Origin of the sequence: Bacteroides congonensis (assembly GCF_900130125.1) — a bacterium.
Taxonomy (GTDB): Bacteria; Bacteroidota; Bacteroidia; order Bacteroidales; family Bacteroidaceae; genus Bacteroides; species Bacteroides congonensis.
In genome coordinates this window covers 272,655-297,718 of the sequence record NZ_FQXY01000010.1, presented here as the reverse complement: position 1 = coordinate 297,718, position 25,064 = coordinate 272,655, and the positions used below count along the sequence as shown (strand labels likewise).

At 42.1% G+C, this 25,064-nt stretch carries 16 protein-coding genes and 1 tRNA gene; 1 reads left to right on the top strand and 16 read right to left on the bottom strand.

Features of this window, described 5'->3' with window-relative positions; translation table 11 throughout:
• Nucleotides 1-6: 6 nt before the first annotated feature.
• The 6 genes from BQ7997_RS12715 to BQ7997_RS12690 form a co-directional block, all read right to left on the bottom strand.
• Nucleotides 7-3,072 (bottom strand): SusC/RagA family TonB-linked outer membrane protein, encoded by a 3,066-nt coding sequence (locus BQ7997_RS12715; protein ID WP_097677800.1) that lies wholly within the window; start codon nt 3,070-3,072, stop codon nt 7-9.
• A gap of 179 nt (nt 3,073-3,251) precedes the next feature.
• Entirely contained in the window at nt 3,252-4,142 is an 891-nt protein-coding gene (locus BQ7997_RS12710) for a carbohydrate kinase family protein (RefSeq protein ID WP_073346780.1), read from the bottom strand.
• A 61-nt stretch (nt 4,143-4,203) separates the two neighbouring features.
• Nucleotides 4,204-4,285 (bottom strand) — tRNA-Leu (locus BQ7997_RS12705).
• A 72-nt stretch (nt 4,286-4,357) separates the two neighbouring features.
• Nucleotides 4,358-5,392 carry a S41 family peptidase gene (locus tag BQ7997_RS12700; RefSeq protein ID WP_022138367.1) on the bottom strand — a complete coding sequence of 345 codons (1,035 nt, stop codon included), beginning with the start codon at nt 5,390-5,392 and terminating at the stop codon, nt 4,358-4,360.
• Between the two features lie 50 nt (nt 5,393-5,442).
• Nucleotides 5,443-6,303 carry a DUF3316 domain-containing protein gene (locus tag BQ7997_RS12695; protein ID WP_073346779.1) on the bottom strand — a complete coding sequence of 287 codons (861 nt, stop codon included), beginning with the start codon at nt 6,301-6,303 and terminating at the stop codon, nt 5,443-5,445.
• Nucleotides 6,303-8,948, bottom strand: a complete 2,646-nt coding sequence (locus tag BQ7997_RS12690; protein ID WP_022138369.1) for a DNA gyrase/topoisomerase IV subunit A — start codon at nt 8,946-8,948, stop codon at nt 6,303-6,305. Before BQ7997_RS12690 ends, BQ7997_RS12695 begins: the two co-directional genes overlap by 1 nt.
• Before the next feature lie 58 nt (nt 8,949-9,006).
• On the opposite strand from BQ7997_RS12690, the gene BQ7997_RS25905 reads away from it, so the two are divergent.
• Nucleotides 9,007-9,162 (top strand): hypothetical protein, encoded by a 156-nt coding sequence (locus BQ7997_RS25905; protein WP_022138370.1) that lies wholly within the window; start codon nt 9,007-9,009, stop codon nt 9,160-9,162.
• On the opposite strand, the gene BQ7997_RS12685 is transcribed toward BQ7997_RS25905, so the two are convergent.
• The 10 genes from BQ7997_RS12685 to BQ7997_RS12640 form a co-directional block, all read right to left on the bottom strand.
• On the bottom strand, nt 9,159-13,202 hold the full coding sequence (locus BQ7997_RS12685; protein WP_073346778.1) for a hybrid sensor histidine kinase/response regulator transcription factor: 4,044 nt from the start codon (nt 13,200-13,202) through the stop codon (nt 9,159-9,161). The two genes, BQ7997_RS25905 and BQ7997_RS12685, sit on opposite strands and share 4 nt — an antisense overlap.
• 73 nt (nt 13,203-13,275) lie before the next feature.
• A complete protein-coding gene (locus BQ7997_RS12680; protein ID WP_073346777.1) occupies nt 13,276-14,367 on the bottom strand; it encodes a hypothetical protein in 1,092 nt (363 codons plus the stop codon).
• 3 nt (nt 14,368-14,370) lie between these two features.
• Nucleotides 14,371-15,435: a hypothetical protein gene (locus BQ7997_RS12675; RefSeq protein ID WP_139260904.1), complete on the bottom strand. Its 1,065-nt coding sequence runs from the start codon at nt 15,433-15,435 to the stop codon at nt 14,371-14,373.
• Between the two features lie 8 nt (nt 15,436-15,443).
• Nucleotides 15,444-17,804, bottom strand: a complete 2,361-nt coding sequence (locus BQ7997_RS12670; protein WP_073346775.1) for a glycoside hydrolase family 20 protein — start codon at nt 17,802-17,804, stop codon at nt 15,444-15,446.
• A 6-nt stretch (nt 17,805-17,810) separates the two neighbouring features.
• Nucleotides 17,811-18,569, bottom strand: a complete 759-nt coding sequence (locus BQ7997_RS12665) for a glucosamine-6-phosphate deaminase (RefSeq protein ID WP_022138375.1) — start codon at nt 18,567-18,569, stop codon at nt 17,811-17,813.
• A 17-nt stretch (nt 18,570-18,586) separates the two neighbouring features.
• Entirely contained in the window at nt 18,587-19,771 is a 1,185-nt protein-coding gene (nagA, locus tag BQ7997_RS12660; RefSeq protein WP_073347402.1) for an N-acetylglucosamine-6-phosphate deacetylase, read from the bottom strand.
• Nucleotides 19,768-21,072 carry a sugar MFS transporter gene (locus BQ7997_RS12655; protein WP_073346774.1) on the bottom strand — a complete coding sequence of 435 codons (1,305 nt, stop codon included), beginning with the start codon at nt 21,070-21,072 and terminating at the stop codon, nt 19,768-19,770. Before BQ7997_RS12655 ends, nagA begins: the two co-directional genes overlap by 4 nt.
• A 77-nt stretch (nt 21,073-21,149) precedes the next feature.
• Nucleotides 21,150-23,006: a hypothetical protein gene (locus BQ7997_RS12650; protein WP_139260903.1), complete on the bottom strand. Its 1,857-nt coding sequence runs from the start codon at nt 23,004-23,006 to the stop codon at nt 21,150-21,152.
• Between the two features lie 17 nt (nt 23,007-23,023).
• Entirely contained in the window at nt 23,024-23,626 is a 603-nt protein-coding gene (locus BQ7997_RS12645; protein WP_022138379.1) for a fasciclin domain-containing protein, read from the bottom strand.
• 21 nt (nt 23,627-23,647) lie between these two features.
• The gene (locus BQ7997_RS12640; protein ID WP_022138380.1) at nt 23,648-25,057 is read right to left on the bottom strand and encodes a RagB/SusD family nutrient uptake outer membrane protein; all 1,410 of its coding nucleotides are present in this window, start codon (nt 25,055-25,057) and stop codon (nt 23,648-23,650) included.
• Nucleotides 25,058-25,064 lie beyond the last annotated feature (7 nt).

The window sequence follows — 25,064 nt, the reverse complement described above, 5'->3', positions numbered from 1 at the left end:
ATGGTTTTAGAATGTTAAGTTGATTCCGAATGTATAAACTGCCGGTACGGGGTAACTGCCGTTGTCTACTCCGAATGCGGTGGCGGTGCCGCCCAGTTCGGGGGTATAGCCGGTGTTATGCTTCCACGTCTTCAGGTTCTGTATGTTGACATATACTTTGAGGGCTTGCAGGCGGATTTTCGCGAGCAGGCTTTTGTCGAATGCATAGGCAAGCTGCACATTGCGGATGCGGAAGAAGCGGCCGCTTTCGATGTAATAATCCGAATTCAGCGTGTTGATGGAATGTTTGGAGTTCAGCAATGGCTGGCTGTCGGAAGTCCCTTCGCCGTGCCAGCGTCCCAAACGTTGCTCCATGTAGTTGAACTGGGCAAAGTTGTAGTTGTCCCACGTGCGGAAAATCTGGTTTCCGCCTTGTCCCATCATGTCGATGTCCAACGACCAGTTGCGGTAGTTCACTCCGAGAGAGAAACCGTAAGTTACTTTCGGGGTCGGGTTACCTATCATGGTTCGGTCTTCCGGGGTAATCTTGCCGTCACCGTTGACATCTGCGAATTTTAAATCACCGGGGGTGACAGTGGCAAGCGTATTCTCCGGAGATGAGTTGATGTCGGCTTGCGACTGGTAGACACCCGCTACCTTATATCCGTAGAAATAGCCGATAGGATAACCTGCCATCGTATAGCTCTGCTGCTTGTCTCCGGCAATGATGGAATATCCTTCCTGGACAAGGCTTTTCACTTCGTTCTTGATAGTGGTCAGGTTGGCGCTGACGCTATATCCCCATTCGCCTATCTGGTCGCGCCAGGTTACTGCCATTTCCACACCTTTGTTCTGAATCTGTCCCAAGTTGCCGATGCCCGGAACTGTTCCGGAGATACCGGGAACCTCTGCCAACAGGTCTTTTGTGTTTTTCTTGTAATAAACACCTTCGAAATGCAGGCGGTTGCGGAGCAGGTTAGTCTCAAATCCGGCTTCCCAGGCTTCTACCTTTTCCCAACGGAGATTCGGGTTGGGCAAATATGCCAGCTGGTATCCCGGATAGATGATGGAAGGCTTGCCGAATACGGCAGAGTAAGCGTTGCTCAACAACGGTTCGGCAGGATAGGCCCTGTCCAGGTTCTGGTTTCCCAGTGTACCGTAAGATGCCTTAATCTTCAACATGTCCAGCCACTTGATGTCTTTCATGAATTCTTCTTCGCTTATCAGCCAGCCGCCGCCTAATGAGAAGAAGTTCTGCCATTCGTTGCCCGTATAGGAGAATGCTGAAGAACCGTCGCGGCGGAATGAACCGTTGAAGAGGTATTTGCCTTTATAATTGTAAATGACACGTGCGAGCATGGACAATGTGCTGCGTTCCCACTGCGTACTTCCGTTAGTGGCAGTGGCGGCATCTCCAATGCTGACAAACCACTTGTCGGGGTCGTTCGGTATCATCAGCCCCACTCCCTGCTTGCGTGCTCCGTCCAGCCGGCTCAGTGAGTTATAATAGGTAGTGAAGCCTGCGGTAGCAGTCAGGTTATGATTGCCGTTGTCGAAGCTGTTGGTATATGTCAGTACGTAGTCGCTCTGTACTTTCGTTTCATTTTCCTTGAATTGGCTGACTTCCGTCTTTCCTGTTCCCAAAGTGGCGATGTCACCATTGACAGTAGAGTCGTATACTTTGACAATAGGGGTGTAGGTACGTCCGTTGTTGGATGCATAGTCCATGGAGAAGGTGGCTCTGAATTTGAAATGTTTCAGGAAATCCACTTCACCGTAGATATTGCCCGATGCGCGGTAGTTCTCGGCTTTGGTAGTGTTCGCCTTCAAATCTACGTCCACCATCGGGTTGTTGATTTGTGCCTTTTGGAATTCGGGCAAGGCGGTGTATAGTCCATATTCATTATTGTATACGGGAGCGATAGGAGTGGCACGAAGTGCGTTCAATACCTGTTTGGAATCGGCAGGGAGCATACGTGCACCGTTGAATTGGAAACCGACTTTCAGGAAGTCTGTGATTTTATAGTCATTGCTGGCATTGATGGTCACCTTGCTGAATTTCTCATGCTCGATGTTGCCTTGCTCGTAAGAGTAGCCTACGCCCAGGTAGAAACTATGTTTGGGCGAAGCTCCCGTGATGCTGATATTGTTGTTGGTGATAAAAGCGTTCTGGAAAATCTCGTCCTGCCAGTTGGTGTTTGCATCCCATCCGGTGTAATCGAACGGAGCATCTCCCTGGTTGGCGAGTTGTTCGCTATACAGTTCCTTGAATTGCTCGCCATTCACCATTTTCACCTTATCCACTACTTTCTTGAATCCGAAGGACGTGTTTATGTTCACTAAAGTCTGTCCTTCTTTCGCTTTTTTGGTGGTGATGATGATAACGCCGTTCGCACCGCGTACACCGAAGATGGCGAGGGATGACGGGTCTTTCAGAATCTCCATGGATTCGATGTCTTCGGGGTTGAGGAAGTTGATGTTGTCGTTGAACAGTCCGTCAACGATGTAGAGGGGTTTGTATCCGTTGATGGAGTTTGTCCCGCGGATACGGATTTCCGGATCGGCACCGGCACGTCCGGAATTTACGATTTGCACGCCTGCCACCTTGCCTTGCAGGGAGGAAAGCGGGTTCATCGCCGGCTTGTTGGCCAGTTCTTCCCCTTTGATGTTGGTGATGGAACCCGTCAAGTCTCTTTTCTTCGCACTACCGTATCCGATAACTACTGTTTCGGCAAGTACTTGCGAATCTTCTTTCAGGGTGACGTTGATAACGGTCTGCGCACCCACTTTGATGCTTTGTGAAGTCATACCTACGTATGAAAATACAAGTACGTCCTCCGGGGTGACAGAGATTGAATACTTACCGTCCATATCTGTAATGGTTCCGGTGGAAGTTCCTTGTACGAGCACCGATGCACCGATTAACGGCTCATTGGCAGCATCCGTCACTGTTCCTGTCACTGTCTTGGTCTGTGCAAAGGCAGATGCGGAAACCAGTAGCAGGCAAGTGAGCGCAATGACGCCCTTTAGCCTGGCGGCTTTTGTCTGAAGATGTTGTAAAAGTCTAGTCCTCATTGCATTAAATTTTTCCATTTGTTACTATTTAGGTTGAAGTCTTTTTTTCTGCCGTCTGCCGGCGAAAGTAACAAAGGAAACAAACTAGATTCAAAAAAGATTTTGGAAAAATAAAGAATGCCCGATTTTAACACAAAAAATAAAGGCGGAACAACCGTTCTGCCTTGTACACTCTATTGATTTTAACTTTTCCTGTTTTAAAACATTTCTTCCGCAGTTTTCATACACTGAATGACATCTTCCTTTGTTCCGCTGAAAGGGCCGGATTTCTCAATTTTCAATGTAGACATAGCTGCCGCAAAGCGCCCTGCTTCTTCGATACTTGCACCTGATACCCGTTGGTACAGGTAGCCGATAGTATAAGTGTCCCCACATCCTGTTGCATCCACTACTTCTTTAGGCTTATATGCCGGGATGCGGTAAAAGTCGGTTCCGTTGAAAATAAGCGAACCCATGCTTCCGAGGGTGACTAATACTTCTTTTACTCCCCATTCGTATAACCGACGGGCGGCTTTGTGCGGGTCGTCAAGACCTGTCAGCACTTCCATCTCGTGTTCGTTGACTTTCAGAAAGTGGATGTATTGAAGTGCTTCCCGTTTATCTGTCCAGTCTACAGGATACACGTGTGTGTCACGTACTTCGCGAAGGTAACCTTGTGAGTCCACCGCAATTAGTCCTTTTCGGGAAAGTGCTTTGATTACTTCCAATGAGAAATCATCAGCCAGCAAAGAACCGAGATGATAAATCTCCGCATTCACTCCTTCCAGTTCGGTAGCGGTGAACGGGTCAGCTTTGGCTAGTACACGTTGGGTACGGTCGTCAGGGTTGGCACCGTAGATATTTTCGAAATATACTGAATATTTGCTGGGTAGTGCGGTTACATCAATGTCAAGTTCGCGTAGTTGTTCTACCACATTCATTTCGGTAGCACCGACTGCTGTCACCAATGCGTAATCAATATCATTAAAATGACGGATGGCGTGCGAACAATAAAAGGCAGTTCCGCCTGGCATATAGACTGTGTTTTGCGGGGTAACCACTTTGTCCAGTGTGATGTGACCGATACAGCAAAGTTGATGTTTATTCATATCCAATCAATTAAAAAAAGCCTTCAAGACAGTATCTTGAAGGCTTTTAGTTTTATTTTTGTGCGGATGATAGGACTCGAACCTACACGCCTCACGGCACCAGATCCTAAGTCTGGCGCGGCTACCAATTACGCCACATCCGCATGTGTAGCTTTTTGTTTAGCGGTGCAAAGATAGGAAGATTTTCTGATTTGACAAATAATTCGGTAATAAAGTTATTCACTTAATATCTCGAATGCCTTTTCAATCAGGGTATCTTTGTGCTTAAGTTGGTCTGATTCAGACATGTTGATGGCAACGTCCGGTGCAATACCTTCTTCCAATGATTTCTTATTTTTATCAAAGTGAGGACTAGCAGAGAAGCGGATACTCCATCCATTTGGTAATTCCGATGAAAAAGGAAGTCCTGAACCACCACCAGTCCAGTCACCCACCTGGATGATTTTTTTCTCTTTATCATTTTTATTCAGACTGCGCATTATATTGACGAAGTCATTTGTTGCACTGTAACACCGACGATTGGTTAGTATTACAACTTTTTTCTGCCATCGGATGCTGTTGGATGGCTCCAGATAAATCGGTTCGAAGTCAGAGAAATCTTTATGTCCCGGGCCGGTTTTATGCTTAATATATCCGGTTAGGGTTAACTTGTCAGTAAAGCGGGCGGCGATACGGGTAGAATTAGTAAGGTTTCCTCCCCCATTATCGCGTACGTCAATGATTAGTCCATTACAAGGAGCCAAATAGAGAAGAACCTCATCCAGATTACCATTCCCGACTCCTGCGCTGAAACTTTCGTAACGGATATATCCTATATTATTATCGAATATCTTATATTTCAAGCCGGAAGCAGTGTAATAACCACTGCTGGCACTACCCAGGTAAGTCTGATAGAGAATATCTTCCCGGTAGTTCCAGTCATAGCCCTGATACCAGTCGTCATAAAAAGAAGTACGTTTGGCGGAGGAAAGATTGACATGTCCGTCTTTCAGGATATACAGCATCTGGCTTAGAATATCGAACAGGTCATCGTTGGACATGGTTGGTATAATCAGCTTTCTGTATTCTTCGTGAACGGCATCCCAGTCAATTCCTTTTGCTTCCAGAAAACAGTACTGTTCGTCAATAATCTTCCATAGTTGTTCGAAGTTGCCTATGGGATCATTGGCATACTCATCCTCTCTGATACAGCCGGTCAATATCGGCAGGCAGCAGAACAGCAAAAGTATTTGTATAATCTTATTTCTCATTCTTGTTATCTCTCACACTTTGAAGTTTCAACATTAAATTTTTTGTTCTCTTAATAAGCTCTTACCGCAGAGGGCAAGACTGATTCTTTTTTATTTCGGATACGGTATAGGTCTTTCACAAATCCTACCATGAATACATGGGAATAGGTATGTGTCTTGATATTATTTACTTTGTATTGCTGTAAATCGGCCAGATAGCTGAATCGCATTTTAGTGCATCCTATCGGGAGGTCGACAGTCAGCATCTGCCGGAGCGAAGGCTGATTGTGCAGGGAAGTGAATTTTATCACTCCGCTAGAGTTGCCCAAGGAGAATATCTCATAATAGGATTGTCCGTAGTGCGGTGAGAAAAGCATTCCCATTACAGGCAAATTGACCTGATAGCGCAACACCATCGGATAACGTTTTATTTTCAGATGCCAGATTGCCATTCCCGAAGCATCCAGGTTTACATAAGCTCTTGCGGAAGCAGGATTGTTGGTGTTTCGGAGATTGTAAACAAAGCCACCGTTAGCGTCTATCAATCCACCTGCCAGCAACTTGAAGTTCTCCGTCAGCCGGAACTGGTAGTGAAGACCGTAATTCCAATTGACCAGACCTGAGAATGTATTATTGTTGTCGGCACGGTTGTGCGTATAGCCGATGTCTGCCTGGAAGAAATTCTGCACGGAAATATTCCCGTCGAACAGTTTGGTCATCCGAATCGTTTCGCGGGAAACACGGAAGTCGATTCCTTTGTATTCCTGAGGTGAAAGATAGGTGTCGAACACATTGGTAAATCCGATACCGTACATAGTGGCACGCGTTACATAGCGATGGGTTTGCAGACTGTCGGTCTGCGCTTGTAATTTTGTGCAGAGGGCGAACAGGATGCATCCTGTCAGCCCCCAGTATATTAGTTTTTTCTTCATCAGAATAACTTCATCTGCCCGGTGATTTCGTCAATAATATCTCCTTCGCTCTTGCCGTTGTCCGGATCCAGATTCTCCGGTTCTTCTTCCGGTTCTTCCTGCGTTTGCTGTTCGGGTTCGGGGAAACGGGTCGGCTCAAGTTCGTTAATCGTCTCAACCGTGTAGGTGGTGATACGTTTGCCTTTTGCCTTGAACCCTTTGACAGCGATAAATTCATCCGCATCAATTTCCAGCGGGTCGCGGAAACTGTCATGTCCACCGAATACAACTTCCAGGCGTGGGTAGTATTCATCGGTCAGTAAGATGAGACGGTTGTTCTTGTTCTCGCCCAGGTAGTTCTGCTTGCGGTTGGAACCTTCAAAACAGAAACGTTTCAGGTACGGATAATTTTGTTGGTCGGCATCATAAAGAGCGGCAGTCCATATCTTGTTGGGGTCGAACTTCTCAACGATGCTTACATTATCTTCGTAGTGGTTGCTCAGGTCGAAGTTACTGTTGTAGAAATCACCGTTGTTCAGAACTACCAGTATGGTGTCTTCACTCTGGAATTCGCCCAGATATTCACCCCGGCCGTCGTAGTTGAGGCGGAGAATGTCACGGTCGAACCATACTTTACGCCCGCCGAGGGTCGAACCGCCTTTTTGTTTCAGGGTGATTTTGTGTATCGGCAGACGGGTGAGGATGATACCGCGTGCCTGCCGGCCTTTAATACCCACTTCGCTGAAGTCTTGTTCGAAGATGATACGGCGTACGCGTGGGTTGGGTTTCAACGTAACCTTGATGATTTCGGCTTCTCCGTTCGGATTGGCACTGAAATAGGTGATACGTGAATCGGGGGTACCTTGGGTGACGTCATATTCACGGTCGCGGACTACGGAAGTCACGGCAAAGCGTTTGACATAGGTCGTTCCCTCTTTCCCATCGCGGTATGCTACGTTGTAAATCGTCCGTTTGTCGTTCTTCTTGAATACGTTGACGTAAAGAACATTCTTGCCGACAAACTTCTTGTCGGCAACAGGCGTAACGAGGTACTTGCCGTCGCGGAAGAAGATAATGACATCATCAATATCCGAACAAGAAGCCACAAATTCGTCCTTCTTCAAGGCTGTTCCGATAAATCCTTCCTCACGGTTGATATAGAGCTTTTCGTTCGCTTCCACTACTTTGGCGGCTTCGATGGTGTCGAAGTTGCGCAGTTCCGTGCGGCGCGGGAAGTTTTTGCCGTATTTGTTCTTCAACATCAGATACCAGTTGACGGTATAGTCTACGATATGCGCCAGATGGTCGTCGATTTCGGCGATGTCCTCTTTCATCCGGGCGATGAGTTCGTCCGCTTTGTCCGAGTTGAATTTCAAGATACGTCCCATTTTGATTTCCATCAGTTTGAGAATATCCTCTTTGGTCACTTCACGGATGAATGTCGGATAATAGGGTGTCAGGCGTTCGTCGATATGTGCGCAGGCTGCGTCCATATCTTTGGATTGCTCGAATTCTTTGTCCTTATAGATACGTTCTTCGATAAATATCTTCTCGAGAGAAGAGAAGTGCAGTGCTTCCAGTATTTCACCTTTCTTGATTTCCAGTTCCTGTTTCAGCAAGTCCATCGTGTTGTCTGCCGACTTTTTCAGGACTTTACTGACAGTGAGGAAGTGCGGTTTGCTATCGTCGATAACACAGCAGTTGGGCGAGATGCTCACTTCGCAATCGGTGAAAGCATAGAGGGCGTCTATCGTTTTGTCCGATGACGTGCCGGGTGCCAGATGCACCAATATTTCTACGTTGGCAGCCGTGTTGTCGTCTACCTTACGAATCTTGATTTTTCCTTTGTCGACAGCTTTCAGGATGGAGTCGATGACGGATGAAGTGGTCTTGCCGTAAGGAATCTCCGTGATGGCAAGTGTCTTGTTGTCGAGCTTGTTGATTTTAGCGCGTACTTTCACTGCTCCGCCGCGTTCGCCGTCATTGTATTTGGCTACGTCGATGGAACCGCCCGTTTGGAAGTCGGGATAGAGTTGGAACTCTTCGCCGCGCAGGTAGCTGATAGAAGCGTCGCAAAGTTCGTTGAAATTGTGCGGCAGAATCTTGGAAGAAAGTCCTACGGCGATACCTTCCACTCCCTGTGCCAATAATAGCGGGAATTTCACGGGAAGAGTGACCGGTTCCTTGTTTCGTCCGTCATAAGACAGCTTCCATTCGGTAGTCTTGGGATTGAAAACGACATCCAAAGCAAACTTGGAAAGGCGCGCTTCGATATAACGGGGAGCGGCAGCACCGTCTCCGGTAAGGATGTTACCCCAGTTACCCTGGCAGTCGATTAACAAATCTTTCTGTCCGAGCTGCACCAGGGCATCTCCGATGGAAGCGTCACCATGCGGATGGAACTGCATGGTGTGTCCCACAATGTTGGCAACTTTGTTATATCGTCCGTCGTCCAGACGCTTCATGGAATGCAGGATACGTCGCTGAACAGGCTTTAAACCGTCGTTAATATGGGGGACGGCACGCTCAAGAATCACATACGAAGCATAGTCCAGAAACCAGTTCTGGTACATGCCTGTCAGTTGATGTTTTACGTTTTCGTCCCGCGCGTCCGCCGGTTTGTAGTCTGAATGTTCTTCCGGTATCTCGTTAATTTCGTCACTCATATATCAATCTTCGCTTTGCTTTTACAACAAATTTTCTTCCTGAACATCAAAAAAGGGGATGTCCACGCAAAAATACGAAATAAATTCATATGAGGACGAAAAGAACTCACGTTTTTCCATCCGTACGGTGGAAAAGCATATCGAACTGGCTCTTCGTACGTTTAAGGAACAGTTGGGGGGATTCTTTACGTTGCTGATGGGTGTTCTATTTTAATTACTCCCATTCCTTTCAACATACTCTGTTGGAGAGCATCCATAAACAGCTTTGAAACAGCTACAAAAATAGGAGTGACTGTTAAAACCGACTAAAGTTGAAACCTCTGAGACCGTAATCTTCTTTTCAATTAATAGGCGTGCAGCCATCTGTAAACGTGACCTACGCATAAATTCGGTAGGGGAGAAGTTGGTCAGTTGTTTGATCTTATAATAGAGATTCGTTTTACTCATTCCGATTTCATTGCAGAACTTCTCAATATTCAACTCTGGATTAGAGATGTTTTCTTCCATGACAGAATAAAGTTTCTGTAAGAAACGGTCATCAGCTGAAGTGATATTGGCTCCTATATCATGGGTATTAAAATTCTTGCTATATAAGTCTTTCAATTTCTCTCTGGAAGTGAGAAGATTCACAATGCGAGCTTTCAGATGCATCATATTAAATGGCTTGGTAATATAATCATCTGCCCCTATTTTCAATCCTTCTTCTACTTGTAGGACAGTTGTTCGTGCAGTGAGCAGGATAACGGGAATATGTCCGGTGCGTAAATCGTTTTTTATGATACGGCATAGTTGGATGCCGTCTGTCCGGGGCATCATAATATCACTTACTATCAAATCCGGCATATAGCTGAATGATTTTATTTTAGCTTCTTCTCCATCTGCAGCTTCTATGATATTATATAGTGTTACCAAATTTCGTTTCATGTAGTGCCGCAATTCTTTATTGTCCTCTACGATTAATATTGTATGTTTTTTGTTTTTTGTGTGCTCCTCTGTTTCATCAGGTTGTTCGTCGGAATCAAATTCAGTTAGTGATAAATTAGTGTAGCGTGTAATATTTTCACTATCCTTGTAATTCTCAATAATTTCATCAGTCGACAAATGAGCATTCCCTAATGGCAATTCTACAAAGAAAGTACTTCCCTGTTCCAGTACGCTTTCCACATAGATACGTCCCTTGTGCATTTCTACAATAGCTTTTGTCAGGTATAATCCGATACCAGTACCGGGAGTAGACGAATCCGATTCGTTAACCTGATAGAAAGGATCGAAGATGGCGCTTAATTTATCCTCTGGAATACCGATACCTGTATCTTTTATTGTTAATAGGATAGAGTGGCTCCTTTCTTCATTATAAGTTATCCCTATTTCTATCTTCCCGCCATTAGGTGTGTTTTTTATGGCATTAGACAATAAATTGAACAGAACTTTTTCCATTAATCCACGGTCATACCATAGATTAACAGGATTGTCTGTCATGTCGTAAGAGAGAGTAATTCCTTTCGAATGTGTGAGTTCCTTGAATGCAAGTACAATTTCTTCGATAAATTTTGAAAAATTACCTTCCGCAGCTCTTAAATTCATTTTACCGGCTTCTTTTTTCCTGAAATCCATTAGTTGGTTAATTAGGAACAAGAGGCGTTTGGAATTGCTGTACATCAGTTCCAAAGGCTTTTTGATAGTAGAGGGTAAATCCGGTCGGTTTAATAATTCCTCTAGAGGTGCGATGATTAAAGTTAAAGGAGTACGTAACTCATGGGAAAAATTAGTGAATAAGTTGATGCGGTCATTATGTAATTTCTCCGAGTTCTCCTGCTCCATTTGCTTTATATGTACATCATTCGTCAACTTTATTCTTACCTTTAAATAATGCAGGTATGAAATGGTGATGCCCAATAAAATGAGAATGTAGATTCCTATTGCCCACCAGGTTTTCCAGGGTGGTGGCAATACTTCCAACCGGACACTGATTCCTTCTTCATTCCATACGTTATCGTTGTTGCAAGCTTTTACATGGAATATATATTTGCCCGCAGGTAGGTTGGTATAATGCGCCATAGTCCGGTTGCTGACATGAATCCAGTTTTTATCAAACCCTTCCATATAATATGCGTACTGGTTCTGGTCGGAACGTATGAAATTCAGTGCACGATAGTCGAATGTGATATTTGATTCATTGTAATCCACTACAATTACATCTTCGTGTATGTTTAACTGTTTTAATGGTATCCTTTTATTATTAATTGAGATGTTTTTTATAACAACAGGCGGGATATTGGTATTTGTACTTCGGTGGGAAGGATTAAAAGATACAATGCCGATGTCACCTCCGAAATAACAGGTGGAATCTGTGCGCAAGCAAGAACGTAACGCGAACTCATTGACTTGAAATCCGGTGAAGTTGCTTATATTTTTCTCTTTTGGAGTAATTTTGGCAACTGACGAGAAGGTGGAAGCCCAAATATTCCCATTTGTGTCTCCTGTAATGGCGCAGATTGTATTTGATTTCAGACCATCATCAATCGTATATTGATGTGCGACTTCCTTGTCGCTTGTCAGGCCAATGATACCTTGCCTGGCAGTGGCTACCCAAATTTGGTTGTTAATGTCACGATATAACTGATTGACACAAATATTTAACCCATTTTTGTCTACATGAAGAAAGGAAGAGCAGTCTTGAGTTTGAAAGTTGTAGCGGTAGATTCCATGCGAATTGCTTCCTAATAAGAAATAACCGTCTCCATCCTCTAAGATAGAGCAAATATTGCTGAATGTAATTTCTTTACCAGAAGGTAAATAGAAACTGGTTTGTATATTTCCTTCTGCGGAAATGTAAACCAATCCTCTTGTACCGGAGATTCCTAACAAAATATTGCCTTTGGAGTCAGGATGGACTGTGATAATCGAAGATCCTCCTGGTAACGTGATAGTGCGAAGTATTTTTTTCTGGTGAATATCAAAAAGAGAGAGTTTGCCGCTATTAGTTCCTATATATAATATGGAACCATTGTTGTACAAACAAGTTACGATATTCGAACGGAAGTCGAAATCTCCTTCCTTATTGTTAATATTATAACGTACATATTCTCTTTTCAGAATGTCATAGTGAAGTAGGCCTCCTCCTTCAAGTCCTATCCATATTCCGTTGACATCATTTACCAGTGGACCTACAATACCCAGTAATCTTTTTCCTTCAAATGTAGGGGTGTAAAACTGGAAAAAGTTATTGTTTTGCAGATTGAAGTAATTGACTCCACCGGCCCATGTACCCAACCAAATGGTGTTGTCTTTATCACAATAAGCGGAATGAATGGAAAAGTGGGATAATCCGTTTTGATTATCAGATTTCTGTTGATAGGCAGTGAAGATTTTCTTTTGAGGATTAAAAATGTTGATTCCGTTGAATGTGCCGACTAGAATATTACCAACATGGTCTTCTGTAATGCATCTGACTGAGTTGTTACTAATGCTATTAAGATTGTGAGCTTGATTAATGTAATGCGCTTTGATTGCTAACTGACGGTCTAATACAAATAAACCATTCTCAGATGTTCCGATATAAATGGAACCATCTGTTCCTTTATATAGTATTTTAATTCCAGAAATAATCTGTTTGTCGGGAAGGGGGAAGAATTCATTTTGTGAGGAGTTGAAAAGCAGCAATTCATTGTCAGTGCCGACCAAATAATTATTATCAGTATCCAAATCAATAATAGTATTGATCCGGAAATTTTTAGTGGTGTCCGGAGAATAATGAATGAAGTTCTGATAGTCGGAATCAAATAAATTAAGTCCGTTGTCTGTACATATCCATACTTTACCTTTGGAGTCTACATAAACTCTGCGGATGATACTTGAACTGAGCGAGTGTTCGTCACCTTCTTTAGCATAGAACTGTTCGAACTCTTCTGTTGTCGGAGAATATCGGTTTAATCCGTATAATGTGCCGATCCATAATGCTCCTTCTTTGTCTTTACCTAATGAGATCACATAATTATTGGATAAGGAAAGAGAATCATTAGTCCGGTTCTGAAAGACATCTATTGAATATCCATCATATCGTGCCATGCCATCTCTGGTGGCAAACCATATATATCCCTGATCATCCTGAATGATATCAAGTACACTCATTTGAGGCAGGCCCTGACGAGTGGTCAGAGATTCGAAAGAAACGTTCTCGGCATATACGGCTTTTGTATATACGAAGAATAAAATAACGAGTAAAATATGATAAGCAGATGAATAATGACGCATAAACAATTTGCAATTACCGATACAAATAAAAACAATTATTCTATAACCAGCAACAATACTGCTCCGTTTAAATTCAGTTGAGCATGTTTTCGAGCATAATTTCCAATCCGTTGTATTCAAAGAAGTCCATGCCGCGAAAACTTGGATGTTGTTTTCCCTGATTATAGATATCAGACAACGTTTCAATCAGATATTTCCATCCGTTGGGTTGCAAAGATGTATTCTCGTTACCTTCGTCACCGTAAGTGTTCACACTCACTTTGACGCATATACTTACTGCATTCTTATAGAGCTTATCTGCGTTTCCGAGTAAAGGAAGGCTACGGTTCCATATTACTTCTGCACGGTTATAATAAGCCATGACATGAACAGACTCACAATGTTGCAGAAACTGTGTCGTACTGCCATAAGATAACTGTCCCTCATTATATTTAGGCTGATACAGGAAAGATACTGATTCTTTAAGATTGAGAGGGGATAAATTAAAAGAAGCTCGTTGAAGAATAGTAAGTGTGCGTTTAAGAAGCAGATCATTTTCTTTCCCGATACCATAATGATGATTACTGTCCCAATAGATATCCAATCCTTCCGGAACCTGTTCAGCTCCCGACTTCAGGGTATGAGGTTCAAGATCGGCCATGATACCATCCAGCTTTTCAGTGCTATAGACTGTTTGATTATAAAGTTCCAAATTACCAAGATCTTCATAAAGAAGATCCTGGTCGATATATAGTTGGGGGTTACTCAACAGTAAAGCAAATACTTTGATATTATGTGAATGTAAGAATGAAATAAATGTTCTCATCCATTGGAAGTTACTACTGTTTATAGTGGATAAGGTCGATTTCGGAGTAGATACATAAACTTCATTGAATCCCAATAAAATGATTCGGGATGCTAATTTCTCGGGGGCATTCAAATATTTGTTGATAGTTTGAGAATATACATATATACCGTTTTGGTTGGAGTTAGTTGAGTGAGTAGTGACGTGAAACTGCTTTACTCTGTCCATTACGGATGTGGTAAAATCAGCTTGTTCAGCTAAAATTTGGTTGTTTGGAGCTGTACCTCCATTATTGGGGGTCTCCTCTTGTTCTTCGCTTGTCTGGCAAGAGGCAAAAAATAATAAAAAGAATAAAGAGAGGTATGTTCCTGTATGTTTCATGAATCAATGATTGTTATTATTCTTTTCATAGTCTTTCCACATCATTTCAAAACCTTGAAACTCGAAAATATCGATACCTCTGAAGGATACGAACTGAGAAGATTTGTCCATTAAAAATTGAAGGGCGTTGATCATGTAATCCCAACCGTGCGTTTGGAAAGAAGTGATAGGACCTTCATCTCCAACTGTGCCCAAACTTGTCTTAACACATACACTAACCGTTTTTTCTTTGTCACCAGCTGCTACTAATATGGGTTTTGCCATTTCAAATACCCGTTCTGCCTTGTAGTTATAAGCCATGACGATTAGTTGGTTGCAATATTGTAAAAACTCTTTTGCACCTCCATGCTCCAGCAGTCCGTTATCTACCCTGGGCTGAAAAAAGAATCCTAATGCCTGGCTCAAAGGAAGTGGTTTCAATTCCTTTTGTGCCATTCTCATTACTTCCACTGTACGTTTCAATAGTAGGTCATTGTCTTTTCCCTTACCGAAATTATTTTTGGAATCCCAGTATAAAGTCAATCCTTTCGGATAGTCAATAAAACCTTTTTTGAGAATATGGGGCTCTAAGTCTGCTGATACACCGTCAAACCGTTGTTTCTTCTTTACTGAATAATTATAATCGATCACTAACTTACAATCATCCAACACACGCATATCCTCAACATATAAACGGGCACTGCTTAATCTCAATGCATGTACTTTCATTCCATATAAGTGAGCTTCTTCTATGAATGCTTTTTGCCATTTCAAGTAGTCGTCAGACTTGCCGGACAGAGCCTTCTCTGAACCTAAATATACATCCGTAAAACCTAATACGGCTAAACGTGCAGCTAATACTTCCGGTGTTTTCAAATAGTCATCAATACTACGCTTGGTATAGATGTACACTCCGCTTCTGTATCCTTGTCCGGTCTTCAATACCTTTTTAAACTCGGCAGCCCGTTGCAACTGTTTCTCGCTAAGTTTTGCTTTAAGAGCCGGGTCTTCTGCTGCAAAAGACAAATTATACAGCAAACAGGCAAGAATTAAAAGAAGTGACTGTTTGGTTCTCATTATTCTATCCATATTAATCTTTACTTTATTTCAATTTCGTCAATAAATAGTAATCCCGGTTCTCCTTCCCGTTCTTTAGGAACAGGAAAATCACCTAAGTTGTGGGGTAACTTTCCGTTTTTGAATCTCAGTTTTACATAACGTGCCTTTTGAGATTCAAAATTAAACTTTTGCTCGAACATTTGCCATTTATTTTCTATGGTATAGGTGAATTTCTTAGAAACAATCCGTTTGAAAGAAATAGAGTCATTTGAAATTTCAATATCGACCGACTTGGGGGCAACGGCTTCCTGCCCATATCCATTCATCACTCCGTAACGTATTTCTTTGAAAGAAGTCAGGGTATCAAGATCGACAACAATCTCGGTGTATCGGGCTGGCTTGAAGGCAACCCAAGGATGCACATGGTTCAAGTAACCGCGTATGCCATTTGTCAGACCGCAGAAATTAAATTCACTGTAATCTTTGGCTCCCGGATTATCAGGCTTGAACCTATAAGCTACGTTCGAAGAAGTCTTTTTGCCGGTCGCCTTGTTTACAAAGAAAGATTTCTGAGTAACTTTACCAACTTGTTTACCATTATTGAAAATGGCCGCTTTGATATGGGTGTCCCTGGTGATTTTAATAGGTTGGGTATATGTAGCATCTTTTATGGTCGGTTCATTCCCATTCAGTGTATAATGGATTTCAGAACCGGGCATCATCCCTTTTAATCGTATTTCGAAAGATTGTGTACGGCGGTTGAATGTTCCGTCAATATAGGCATCGAAATAATTGCGGCATGCATGGACAGACTGATAATCCAAACGTTTGTAGTGCGGATTGAGATTCGTCAGGAATTCTTGATAACGTTCAGGCTTATTCGTTCCCCAAGCAACTTCCGCAAAAGCATAAAAACGAGGATACATATAGTAATCCACTACTTGAGGGGTTTTCATATATGGTGTCCATAATGCAGCTTCTGTGCCTAGGACGTACTGACTTAAATTTCCCTTTAGTAGCGTGGATAAAGGGTTGAAGCGATAGATTTGTTCCATAGGGAGAAAACTGCCGGATCCCACCGGAGCAAATTCCGGGTCTTCCTGATAATAATTTAAATAAGTATCTGCATTAGGAATCATAATAACAGGATGACCGGCTTGGGCAGCCTTAATACCACCTTGTTCACCTCTCCATGACATTACTGTTGAATTAGGAGCCAAGCCACCTTCCAATATTTCATCCCAACCAATCAGTTGTTTTCCCTTTGCGTTCAGAATCTTTTCTACACGATGAATGAAATAGCTTTGCAAACCACTCTCGTCCTTTAGTTTTAAATTCTTTATTAACTGTTGGCAATGTTTACATTGTTTCCAGGCCGCTTTGGGACATTCATCCCCGCCAATATGGATATACTTTCCGGGGAAAAGTTCCGCAACCTCAGTGAAGACATCATTCAGGAACTGAAATGTCGTCTCTTTCGGACAGAAAACATTATCAAAAATGCCGAAGTTTTTCACTACTTCATATTCTTTTTTTATTCCGCAGGACAATTCTGGATAAGCAGCTACTGCGGCAGAACTATGTCCTGGCAGTTCTATTTCGGGAATGATCGTGATATAACGTTGCTCTGCATATGCCACAATTTCCTTAATATCTTCTTGCGTATAGAATCCTTGGTGTTCTACTCCGTCGGGAATAACCGGTGCATGAAAATGTTTGTACCCTGTTTGAGTATATGGTCTGTATGCCCCGACTGAAGTAAGACGCGGATATTTCTTTATTTCAATTCGCCATCCCTGATCTTCTGTCAGGTGAAAGTGGAAATAATTGATTTTTTGGGCGGCTAACCGGTCTATAAATTCTAATACATATTGTTTGGGCATAAAATATCTGGCAACATCCAACATCATTCCCCGGTAACCGAAACTGGGCTCATCTGCGATATGAGCACAAGGAATCTGCCATACCACCTGATTTCCTATGAAATCAGGTGAGCAGATTTCAGCTGGTAACAGCTGCAGGATGCTTTGCACTGCATAGAAGAAACCGACAGGTGATGCGGCTTTTACAATGATTTTCTCAGGTGATATGTTTAATAGATAAGCTTCTTTACCCAAAGACTTGTCTTGGGTGAAGACGATATCTGCATATATATTATCTTGAGCAATAGTCAATTGCAAACCTGATACTTTAGATAAGCTATTTATGAAATCGGTAGCAATCTGATGAACCTCTTTATCCTTGGAAGGTATTGACAATTGCATATTACTTTGAAAAATAAAGTATCCTTCCATTGCCTGAAGGGCTTTGGGGTAGGGGATAATGGGGTACTTGCCGTAAGCATGAACCTGACCGATTCCTAATAGGATAATAGATAATAAAGATATAAAGTATTTCATATAAATCTATTTAGACATAAATATACTGGAACTGTCATTGTCAATGTATAATGTGGCATGGGGATGATTTCTTAAAATAGAAGCAGGACATTGGGGAGACACCGGTCCTCTTAATGTTTCGTTTACAGCCCATGCCTTTGTCTTTCCAGGCACTATGCAGAATAGATAATCAGCTCTGTACAGGGCGGGTACCGTAAGAGTGAGCGCATGAGTTGGAACTTTGTCAATATTGGCGAAACATCCATCGTTAACTTGTTGTTGTCGGCACTTTTCATCAAGATCGACAACTTTCACCAAATGTGGATCTTGAAAGTCCGCCACATGAGGGTCATTAAAAGCAATGTGTCCATTTTCTCCGATTCCCATGAATACAATATCAGTGGGGTTGTTTTGTAAGAGTGACGTATATTCCCGACACGCTTCTTGTATGTTTTCCGCCTGACCGTTCAGAAAGAAAACATTCCGAAAAGGTACTTTGGAAAAGATATGTCTCTGCAAGAAGTTACCAAACCCTTGAGGTGCATCTTTTTCCAGCCCTATGTATTCATCCATATGAAATGCATTTACCCTTTTCCAGTCTATGTCTTCCATTTGACTCAGAGCATCCAAAAATTCATTTTGGGATGGAGCTGCCGCAAATATAATATTAGCGATATCCTTTTCTTTTAATAATTGTTTCAGGCATATGGCAGCTTCTGAAGCTGCCTGGATTCCCATTGAGATGCGGTTTTCGCTGATTTTTACTGATAAATTATCTATCTTCATATCTTTCGTTTTTTGTTTTATAAGTTTTCATATATAATATTTCCTTTGACCATGGTCATTTTAATATCGATGTTCTCATTGAATAAAATCAAATCGGCATCTTTTCCTTTCTGCAAACTACCTTTATGTTGTTGGATATCCATTATTCCGGCAGGAGTTGCCGATACCATTCTGACTGCGTCACATAAAGGTATTTCCGCTATTTTAGTGGCTGTACGCACCAATCTGTCAGCAGTCGCTACACTACCAGCGAAAGCCGAGCGATCCGGTAGTTTGGCAACTCCGTCTTCAATGAGCACCTCTTGTCCTTCTTCGATACTGCCAAGGATACTTTTTCCGTCCGGCATACCCGCGGCTCTCATTGAATCCGTAACCAAAGCAATATTTTCTGCTCCCTTAATTTTATAGACTAATTGCATCAGGCTTTTAGGTACATGTATTCCATCTGCAATAATCTCAAGAGTCATTCCATTTATCAGATAACCGCTCTCAATGACACCGGCATACCGGAAAGCATTTTTTCGGGTAATTCCTGACATGGCGGAATAGAAGTGGGTGATATGCCGGTATCCACAATCAAATGCTTTCAGAACTTCTTCATAAGTCGCATCTGTGTGGGCGATTGAAGGTAATATCCCTCTGTTATCCAAATAATTTCCCAACTCAAGTGCTCCCGGAAGTTCGGGGGCTATGCTCCACCGGGCTATGTGGTTGGTGTGGGATAGTATTTCCTGATAATCCGATGGAACAGGAGTTTTGAGAAATCTCGAATCCTGTGCTCCACGCTGACTGTGGGCGAAGTAAGGGCCTTCTAAATGTATCCCACCAAAGGCTGCCCCGTTGTGATTGCAGGAACATGCTTTCTCATACTTCTCAAAGCTATTGAAAAGAGCGTCATTGGTACTTGTCAGGGTGGTTGGATATAACAATGTAGTGCCATGACAGGCATGAACACGGGCTGCTTCCAAATAGGCTTCCACACTGCCGTCCATGAAGTCATGATTACCGGCTCCATGTGTATGCAAGTCTATAAAACCAGGGGAAACATACAGGCCGTTTCCATCGATTTCTTTTGCGTCATTGACTTCTATTTTACCAGTTGTCAGTTCTTCTATCACGCCGTCTTTTACAATGACAGTAGCATCCGATAGAATACGGGAAGCTGTTATCGCCCGGCAGTTATATATCTTAATGAGTTTTATATTCTCCATGTTTTTATTTTATAACCGTAAATCGCATAAAAAACAAGGTATATGAAGCAGGGAATTAATACCCAGTATCCCGTACGTACATCATAAACATCAGCGATGGCCCCATAAACCATCGGCAGGAAGGCGTTGCCACATAATGCCATGACCAAAAGCGAGGAGCCTAGGTTGGTATGACGTCCTAAGTCATGGATGGCAAGAGGCCATATACCGGCATATATTAATGCGTTCGGCAGCCCGAGCAGCACAAGGAAACATATGGATATATCTACTTGCATTCCCATGAAATCAACTTGTTTTGATAACATCACCACTCCTGTTGATAACAATAGCCCCAATACTGTACAAATTTGTAAAGCCCGGGTTTGAGAAATGATTTTAGGAATCAGGCATACGCCTATCGTATATCCTGTCAATGTACAGATCAAAGTGTATGATGGAAAATGTTTGGCATCAATAAGACTTACATTCATACTTTCTGCATATCCGATAATAGTATCAATGGCAATAACCTGAGTTCCTACGTGGAAAAAGAGAGCCAAAACACCTAGTATCAGATAAGGATAATCCCAAATGCCGTCCTTCTTCTGTGAAGTTGCGGTTTTCTCTTTCTCCTGTTTTTGGAGATTCATTTCGGGGAGTGATGAGTAGCGAATGAATAATCCGAATATAAACAATATCAATGCAAGGATTGCATAGGGAATCATAACTCTGCCGATAAGTTCGTCGAGAACTGCCGTGCGTTCTTCTCCAACTAAGATACTTTGGTTGAGCTGTCTGAATAGCTCATTATCGGATGCTTTCAGGACCAATGCAGCAAAGATGAGGGGAGAGATTATTCCTGCAAACTTGTTACATAATCCCATGATACTGATTCGTTTGGCAGCACTTTCTATCGGCCCTATATTGGTAATATAGGGATTAGCGGCAGTTTGAAGAATAGCTAGTCCGGTTCCTAAAATGAATAAACCCGCCAAAAAGATACCATATGTTCTGGTGTATGCAGCGGGCACGAATAAAAGTGCTCCCAATGCCATTGTCCATAATCCGGTAGCCAACCCTTTTTTGATTCCTAATTTATTTAGCAGGAAGGAAGCCGGTACCGACATGATAAAATAAGCTATATAAAAAGCAAATGTTACCAAATAAGATTGAAAATGGTTCAGCTCGCATCCTATTCGGAAATATGGAATCAGTATGGAATTCACCCAGGAAACAAATCCAAAGATGAAGAATAGGAATCCCATAATGAATATAGGGTAGATAGACGACTCTTTTTTTATAGTATGGCTCATGTGTATTTATGATAATTTGTTTTTATTTGGTAGCAACAACTATGGATAGAGTTGCTACCAAATGGATTCCAGTCTGATTATTTTTCAATTTTTACTTTGATCATAAATTTGGAAGCTGCCAGATTTTGAGTAGTGCGTTCTACAAAGTGGTCGTAAGTGACGATTACTCGTTTGGCAACCCCGTTAATCGGCGTTTCGTATACTCCGACTGCTTCTGTTGCCGTTTCGAAGTTACCTTCGGTAAGTGATGCCACTTCCGCGAAGCCTGTTGCAAGCCGTTCCGCTTTCATATCGTTTATGGTAGCTTTATCAAAACCGCTTCTCTTTATATTGGAGGCTGTTCTGAAGTAAACGCCTTTCACATTGTCCCATTTATCCAAGCCGCATGTTGCATGTTTGAATTTGGTTATGCTTTGTTTTAAAGAAGCCACTCTTATGACTGTATTGCTACTGTAAGAAGAGAAGGCAATATCAACCTCTTGCCAATTGTCTTTTCCATCGCAGTAATCGAATGCTCTCGCTGCTGAGGCAGAGAAGAAGCAACCTGGAGTAGAATCTCCATGGTTAGGCGCACCATCCAATGACATAAGTACTGTATAATAGTAGTATCCTACATGTATATCATACGAAATGACGCTTTGTTTGCCGTTAATATCGGTTGCCGTTAATTTAAGACCTGCTAACTCTATATCTGCCGTATAATTTTGGTCAATAATCACCTCTCTGTCGTTCGTAATATGGATTTCGTTCGTACTTTCCTCTCCTTTACGAGTCGTTTGGGTAATTACAACGGATGTTATTCCGGCTTCAGAAGTTATTTTTCCGGTTAATGCTATAAGAGCATCAATACTTACCCCATTGAATTGTTCGGCTGTCTGATCGAGGATGATAGACGGGGCGGGTGCCAGTTCTTTCACCTTTATCGGTTTTTCTATAGTGGTTGTTTTACCTAACTGATCCGTGGCTTCTATAACTACTGCCTGTACATCAAACGTAACTCGTTCCAGGGTTACAGAGAAGTTGTATGCACTTTCGTCCGGATGAACAGTTTCCCCTATTTGTTCTTTGCCTTCAGCAGTTTTTCTGTAATAACTAACAGAAGTAACTTTGGATTGAGAGTTTATTTTCCCCGTGACAGTCAGGTCGGCAAATTCATTTACCTGAAGATCTCCTTCTGAATCAAACAGGATTTCCGGTGCGGGAATTTCCTCAAAATTGACTTTCAATGTTCCGATTTTTATTTTAACCATATCGGAAGAGCCTGCTCCTGCCGCAATTTTGATGGCAGTGGTTCCTACTTTAAATTGGAAACCGTCATCTTGGAGATTCAACACATACTCTTTTTCGTTATTGGTGAATTTCAGTGTGTCTTTTCCATTGATGGGTATGATTTTCTCTTGTCTGTTCACAACTTCAGAAAAAGCGATATATCGCAGGTTTTCTTCACTGCTTACTCTCACAGAAATAGAAGGCATCGGATCCCCTTCTCTGTAATCAATTTCATTAATACCTTCATTAAATGAAACAACCGGGGCATCACGTAATGGAATGACTTTGAAAGGTAATGTCAAAACGGATGTTTGTCCGTTTATGTCAGTTGCAGAGACTTTGAATCCAATCATATCTTCCGTATAGACAGGAGTTTGTGACAAAGAATAACTGTTCTTATTGAAGAAGTTGGTAACAGGATTGTCTATTTCCATTTCGATATCTCCTTCTTTCACTATACAGCTCTGAACGGATTTAAGTCCGACTTCTGAGTTGATAACACAAACAATAGATGGATTATTCGTTTTATTCAAGTCGATAGACATCGACTCTGTCATAAACAATATTTCAGGTGCGGGTCCTGTATGTTTATCGTCATCATTACATGATAGCCAGCACAGGCTGACACATATAAATGAAATAATAATATATAGTTTCGATTTCATACTATGATAATTTAAGATTATGGTTTGTAAACGATTTCTTGACCTACTACATGTACAGCCCCATTGGTTGTCAGGATATTGCTGGTCATTGCTGTGACCGGAGTACTGTTGCCCAACATGTCGTTGATGACCAGACGTGAATAAGACTCGATAGAAGCAGAATTATTCAGCTTTAATGTCATAAAGGCATTCGGTGATTTCCATAAAGTAATCACATTGATCGGATCAAAATTGAGAGTGCCGAGTCCGTGGTAATATCCGTCTATCACATGATACAATAAGATGTTTGTTAATGTCTCTTTGTCCATGTCTTCAATAGATGCTACTCCATAGTTGGACAAGATACCATTTGCCCCTTTGAATGCATCATTATGAAGTAACAAGTAGGTGTATTTTTTTTCAGTCTGAGTATATATCGACAGATCTATCCCTGAACATTCGATGGCGGTCTGAAGAGATGAGAACGCATCCGGGCGTGACTGGATAAATTCCCATGTATTCATATAAACATTGTTGTCTATATTAGCTGGTTCATAATCATAACTGTCTTGTATGTCCAGACAACTGAATAAACACAGACTGGAAATACATAATATGATATAAAGTTTTAAAGTTTTCATAAGTTTGCTGATCTTAGTTTGTTAATAACCGGGGTTCTGTTTTAAATTGAGATTCTGATTGATATGATCGCGATGAATGGGGAATAATACTTTTCTTTCATCATTCATTCCATTAATTGGTTCCATCACTTCTTGCCAACGGTTGCAGCGAACCAGGTCGAACCATCGTTTACCCTCACCGACAAACTCTTTTTGCCGCTCTTCCAGTATTGCGTCGAGAATCTCGTCACTACTTACAAAGTCGCTTGCATAAAATGGGTTTTCTCCACTACGGGTTCTTGTTCTGTTTAGCTCGGTGATAGCTTCCGGAGTTCTGTCCAATGCATTTAACGCTTCGGCATATAATAATACAATATCAGCGTAGCGGTATAGTACTAAATCATTGTCTGAATATACACGGCCTGTACCCACGAAAATGGTGCCATCCGGCCAAAACTTCTTTTTCAATTGCGTTTTGCCTTCACCTATGTCTTCCCATTGCGTACTGCCAAATCGTTTATCCAGTATGCCATACATACCTTTTATTTTATCGGATAGAAATACTCTGGGTTGGGAGCTTGCAAAGTAGTTGATTGATTGGTTCTCACCGTTTCCCAATTGGTCATAGGCTAATTTGAATATCACTTCTATCGGGGTTTCGGCTTGATTGTCTTCTATAAAGATTGCTCTCCAGTCTTTTGCGAACGTTTCCGGAGTCAAAGCGGAGAGTCCCCAATTCCGCTTATTCAATATTTGTACCTTTTCTTTCATCGTACTTACCACTTTCTCATAATCATGTAACCATGCGTTTACGTCCATTGTGAGTGCGCATATAGTGGCGACATTAATTCGGGTACGGACAGTTGAAGTCTTGTCGATCAGATAATAAGCCTTTTCAAGGTCCGGTAAGATGACTTCCTGAAAAATGGTATTTTTATCTGTACGTTCCCGGTAGATACCTTGCGAGATTTCTTCTATTGGTTCTGTGTATAAAGGCACGTCGCCCCATACACGTACACAGTAGAAATAAGCCCATGCGCGTAAAGCATATGCTTCGGCTTGGAGATTATTCTTCTTGTTAGGTGTCATGGTAATGCGGGGAATGTATTTGATAGCCGCATTGGCTCTGCTGATGACACTGTACAAATCCGTCCATAGTGCAGCCTGATTGTCAACCTGTATATTGTTGTAAATCATTTCCTTTTGATCGAATGCATCTTTGTCGTGAGGAATATAGTTGTCGGCACGGAGTTCTCCCCAGTCCCACATTCCCGGTGAGATTGCTTTTGAAAAAGCGCTGTATATCGCGACAATTCCCACTTCCGCGTCTTTGTCCGTTTTCCAAAAGCTTCCGGCTGTCAGGTCACTAATTGGTTCTTCTGTTAGAAAATCGCTGCACGAAGCACATAGTAGCGATAATGTCAGGATGATAGTATAATATTTAGATTTCATGATTACT